The sequence below is a fragment of the Parvibaculum sp. genome (assembly GCF_035511255.1).
In the GTDB taxonomy this organism is placed as follows: domain Bacteria; phylum Pseudomonadota; class Alphaproteobacteria; order Parvibaculales; family Parvibaculaceae; genus Parvibaculum.
This window is the reverse complement of sequence record NZ_DATKFR010000142.1, coordinates 1-4,478: the sequence shown is the minus strand read 5'-3', so window position 1 is coordinate 4,478 and position 4,478 is coordinate 1. Positions and strand designations below refer to the sequence as shown.

General features: G+C 62.1%; 2 protein-coding genes and 1 pseudogene. 2 read left to right on the top strand and 1 reads right to left on the bottom strand.

Translation table 11 applies throughout. From position 1 onward, the window contains the following. Nucleotides 1-484 precede the first annotated feature (484 nt). A complete protein-coding gene (locus VMR03_RS04985) occupies nt 485-2,476 on the bottom strand; it encodes a ribonucleoside-diphosphate reductase subunit alpha (RefSeq protein WP_325402873.1) in 1,992 nt (663 codons plus the stop codon). Nucleotides 2,477-2,871: 395 nt separating this feature from the next. Here VMR03_RS04985 and pip point away from each other — a divergent pair, with 395 nt between their 5' ends. Continuing rightward, nucleotides 2,872-3,837 carry a prolyl aminopeptidase gene (gene pip / locus VMR03_RS04980; protein WP_325402871.1) on the top strand — a complete coding sequence of 322 codons (966 nt, stop codon included), beginning with the start codon at nt 2,872-2,874 and terminating at the stop codon, nt 3,835-3,837. A 223-nt stretch (nt 3,838-4,060) separates the two neighbouring features. Next, nucleotides 4,061-4,394: pseudogene (locus VMR03_RS04975) on the top strand (GIY-YIG nuclease family protein). The last annotated feature ends 84 nt before the right edge of the window (nt 4,395-4,478 follow it).

The following is a 4,478-nucleotide window of genomic DNA, read 5'->3' as shown; positions in this document are numbered from 1 at the left end:
CTGCGTCAGCCAGGCCTCATAGGCCCAGGGATAACGGAAGGGCTTGTAGACGTGACGTTCTTCGAGAAGGGACATGGGCAGGCTCCTCAATATACGGAGAGGGTTCCCCCTCACCCTGCCCTCTCCCCGACGGGGAGAGGGAGGATAAATATTAGCGTCCCGGAAGCCCCCGGAGTCGCGGGAAGCGCGCCAGCCGAGGCTTTTCCACAGAAACTTCTTGACGTGCACGTCACCCCTTGACCAGCGTGACGCTCCTTCCCACTTATTCGATATCTCCAGACGTGTATCCGGTGCCCAGCGGCCTCCCTTGCGGGGGCTTTTTGTTGTCGTCATTGCGAGGAGGCTTTGCCGACGAGCAATCCAGAGGCATCGAGGGAAGACTGGATTGCTTCGGCCTTCGGCCTCGCAATGACGGCAAAGAGCGAACGCCGTTCTTTGCCGCCCCTGGATCCCGGCACAAGGCCGGGATGACACTGCAAATGAATTACTGGCAGGCCAGGCATTCGTCGTATTCGACCGTTTCGCGGCGGCTTTCGGAAGCGACCTGGTCGAGGGTTTTGACTTCGAGCTTCTTGGCCGGCACGAGCGAGACCACTTCGGCCTTTTCGGCGCGCTGGATCGAAAGCGAGCGGCAGTAATAGAGGCTCTTCACGCCCTTCTTCCAGGCTTGCAGATGAAGCTGGTGGAGGTCGCGCTTGTGGACGTCGGCGGCGAGGAAGAGGTTCACCGACTGCGCCTGATCGATCATCGGGGCGCGGTCGCCGGCATGCTCGATCACCCAGCGCTGGTCGAGTTCGAAGGCCGTCTTGAAGACGTCCTTTTCATCATCCGAAAGGAAATCGAGATGCTGCACGGAACCGCCATTGGTGACGATGGAGGACCATACGTCGTCCGTGTTCTGGCCCTTCTCCTCGAGAAGCTTCGTCAGGTGACGGTTGCGCACGTTGAAGGAGCCCGACAGCGTCTTGTGCGTGAAGCTGTTGGCCGCGATCGGCTCGATGCCCGGCGAGGTGCCGCCGGTGATGATCGAGATCGAGGCGGTCGGCGCGATCGCCGTCTTGTTCGAGAAACGCTCGTGGAAGCCGTATTCCGCCGCATCCGGGCAGGCGCCGCGTTCGTCGGCGAGCTTCTTCGAGGCGGCGTCGACCTGCGTCTTGATGTGGCTGAACATGCGCTTGTTCCAGACCTTCGCCATCACGCCCTCGAAGGGGATCATGTTGGCCTGGAGGAACGAGTGGAAGCCCATGATGCCGAGGCCGACCGAACGCTCGCGCGCGGCGGCGTATTTGGCCCGCGCCATTTCGTCGGGGGCGCGTTCGATGAAGTCGGAGAGGACGTTGTCGAGGAAGCGCATCGCGTCCTCGATGAAGGTCGGGTGATCCTGCCATTCGAAGAAGGTTTCGAAATTGAGCGAGGAGAGGCAGCAGACCGCCGTGCGGTTCTGGCCGTGATGATCGATGCCGGTCGGCAGCGTGATCTCGGCGCAGAGGTTCGAGGTCTTGACCTCGAGGCCGGCGAGCTTGTGGTACTCTGGCCGCGCGTTGTTCACGGTGTCCTTGAAGACGATGTAGGGCTCGCCCGTTTCGATGCGCGAGGTCAGCATGCGAATCCAGAGGCCGCGGGCGGAGACGGTCTTCTGGACCGCCTTGTCCTTGGGGCTCTTCAGCTCCCAGTCGGCATCGGCCTCGACGGCACGCATGAAGGCGTCGGAGACGAGGACGCCGTGATGGAGGTTCAGCGCCTTGCGGTTCGGATCGCCACCGGTCGGACGGCGGATTTCCATGAATTCCTCGATCTCCGGGTGATCGACCGGGAGATAGACGGCGGCCGAACCACGACGGAGCGAGCCTTGCGAAATCGCCAGCGTCAGCGAATCCATGACGCGGATAAAGGGGATGATGCCGGAGGTCTTGCCGTTGCCATGCACCGTCTCGCCGATGGAGCGCAGATTGCCCCAATAGGAGCCGATGCCGCCGCCCTTGGCCGCGAGCCAGACATTCTCGTTCCAGAGGCCGACAATGCCCTCGAGGCTGTCCGACGCTTCGTTGAGGAAGCAGGAGATCGGCAGGCCGCGCTTGGTGCCGCCATTCGACAGAACGGGCGTCGCGGGCATGAACCAGAGCTTCGAGATGTAATCGTAGAGGCGCTGGGCATGGGCCTCGTCGTCGGCGTAATAGGACGCGACGCGGGCGAAGAGGTCCTGAAACGATTCGCCGGGCATCAGATAGCGGTCGCGAAGCGTCGCCTTGCCGAATTCGGTCAGCAGCGCGTCGCGGCCATGATCGACTTTCACGCGATAGCCGTGCTCGTGCTGCACGGCCTGATCCATCTCGCCGAAAGGCATTTCCGGCTGCAGCAGGTCGGCGCGCGGCCGGCGCGCTTCGGCGCGCTTCGGTGCGCGGTCGCCCGTGATGAGGCCGGACAGCGTCGCCTCGATCTCGTTCAACTCGACTGCCTTCGACGTGTCGTTCAGCATTTTGGTTCCCCTTGGCCCTCTCCGCGCTTTCGTCCGCCGCCACGGCAAAGCGCGACAAATCCCCGCCGGCAGAAGGCCTAAACCTTCGCCGTCTATCCGCCCGGCGTGTCGGGCAGAATTCAGATTTCGATGATGACGCCGGCTTCTGCTCTATCTAGTGCTTCGCCGAAGCGCGACGCGTCCAGATATAGTAGCTCAGCTTTGATTCTCGTCAACGACTTGTGTCAGTCGAAAGACAAAAAAGTGGTTAACCGAAGCCACACGGACGCAGCGTCGAGGCGAAAAACTTCGCATTATCAAGAGCTTGATTCCGGTTGACGGAAAGCCTCACGCGCGGCGGAATGCCGGACGGGATTCCCCACCCATTTGCCAGCAGCGAAAGCGCAGGATTCTTCATGTTCGACACTGCCGCACGACGGACACTTTACCCCGAAATCGAGCCCTTCCGGACGGGCATGCTCAAGGTCTCGGACCTCCACACGATCTATTTCGAGGAATGCGGCAATCCGGAGGGAAAGCCCGTCGCCATCATCCATGGGGGGCCGGGGGGCGGATCGAACCCGACCATGCGGCGGACGCACGACCCCAAGGCCTACCGGATCGTGCTGTTCGACCAGCGCGGCAGCGGCAAGTCGACGCCGCATGCCGAACTGCGCGAGAACACGACCTGGGATCTCGTCGCCGACATGGAGCGGTTGCGCGAACACCTGAAAATCGAGCGCTGGCAGCTTTGCGGCGGCTCCTGGGGCTCGACGCTGGCACTCGCCTATGCCGAGACGCATCCGGAGCGCGTCAGCGAGATCATCCTGCGCGGCATCTTCACGCTTCGGAAGCGCGAGCTCGACTGGTTCTATCAGGAAGGTACCGACGCGCTTTTCCCCGACGCCTGGGAACATTTCGTGGCGCCGATCCCGGAGGCCGAACGCGGCAATCTGATGGCCGCCTACTACAAGCGGCTGACGGGCGACGACGAGGCCGAGAAGCTTCTCTGCGCCAAAGCCTGGAGCACATGGGAGGGGACGACGCTGTCGCTCTTTCCCGATGCCGAACGCGTGGCGCGCTTCGCCGACGGGCATTTCGCGATCGCCTTTGCACGGATCGAGTGCCACTACTTCATGAACGAGGGCTTCTTCCAACCGCAGGACCAGTTGATCCGCAACGCGGGCAAGCTCAAGGGCATTCCGGGCGTGATCGCGCAAGGCCGCTACGACGTGGTGACGCCGATGTTCACGGCCTGGGAATTGTCGAAGGCCTGGCCGGACGCGGAATTGAACATCGTGCCGGATGCGGGCCACACGGCGACGGAGCCGGGAATCGTCGATGTGATGGTGAGGGCGAGCGACCGGTTCGCGGAGGGGTGAGGAGTTTGGTTTTGCCGCAGCCTCATCCCGAGAAGCGCGCCATCAGGCGTGCGTCTCGAAGGATCGCGACAAGCGCCGAGCGTACCGTCCCTGGATCCCGGCACAAGGCCGGGATGACAAGCTAGGTAAAAGGGCGGACAACGAGTACCCAGTTGCGGGTTAAGACAAATCCAACTGATGTGTCATCCCGGCCTTGTGCCGGGACCCAGGGGCCGCGAGCGCAATGGGCAGTTACTATGTCTACATTCTTGCGAGCGGCAGGAACGGCACGCTCTATATCGGCGTGACAAACGATCTCGTCAGGCGCGTCCATGAACACAAGGACGGCAAGGCGGACGGTTTCACCAAAAAATACGGCGGCGACAAATTGGTATGGTTCGGTGAGACGCCGGATGTCGACGGCCATTCAGCGCGAGAAGACGATGAAGCGATGGTCGCGCGCGTGGAAGATCAATACTATCGAAGAGTTCAATCCGCAGTGGCGGGATTTGTATGGCGATCTGATTTCGCCTGCGCCGAGCGAGCCGCCCCTGGGTCCCGGGACAAGCCCGGGATGACACTTAAGTAGAAAAGTTCCCCTCCCCCATGCGTATTCTCTTTCTCGTCAACGATGTGACGTCGCCGCCCGGTGTGCTGCTCGA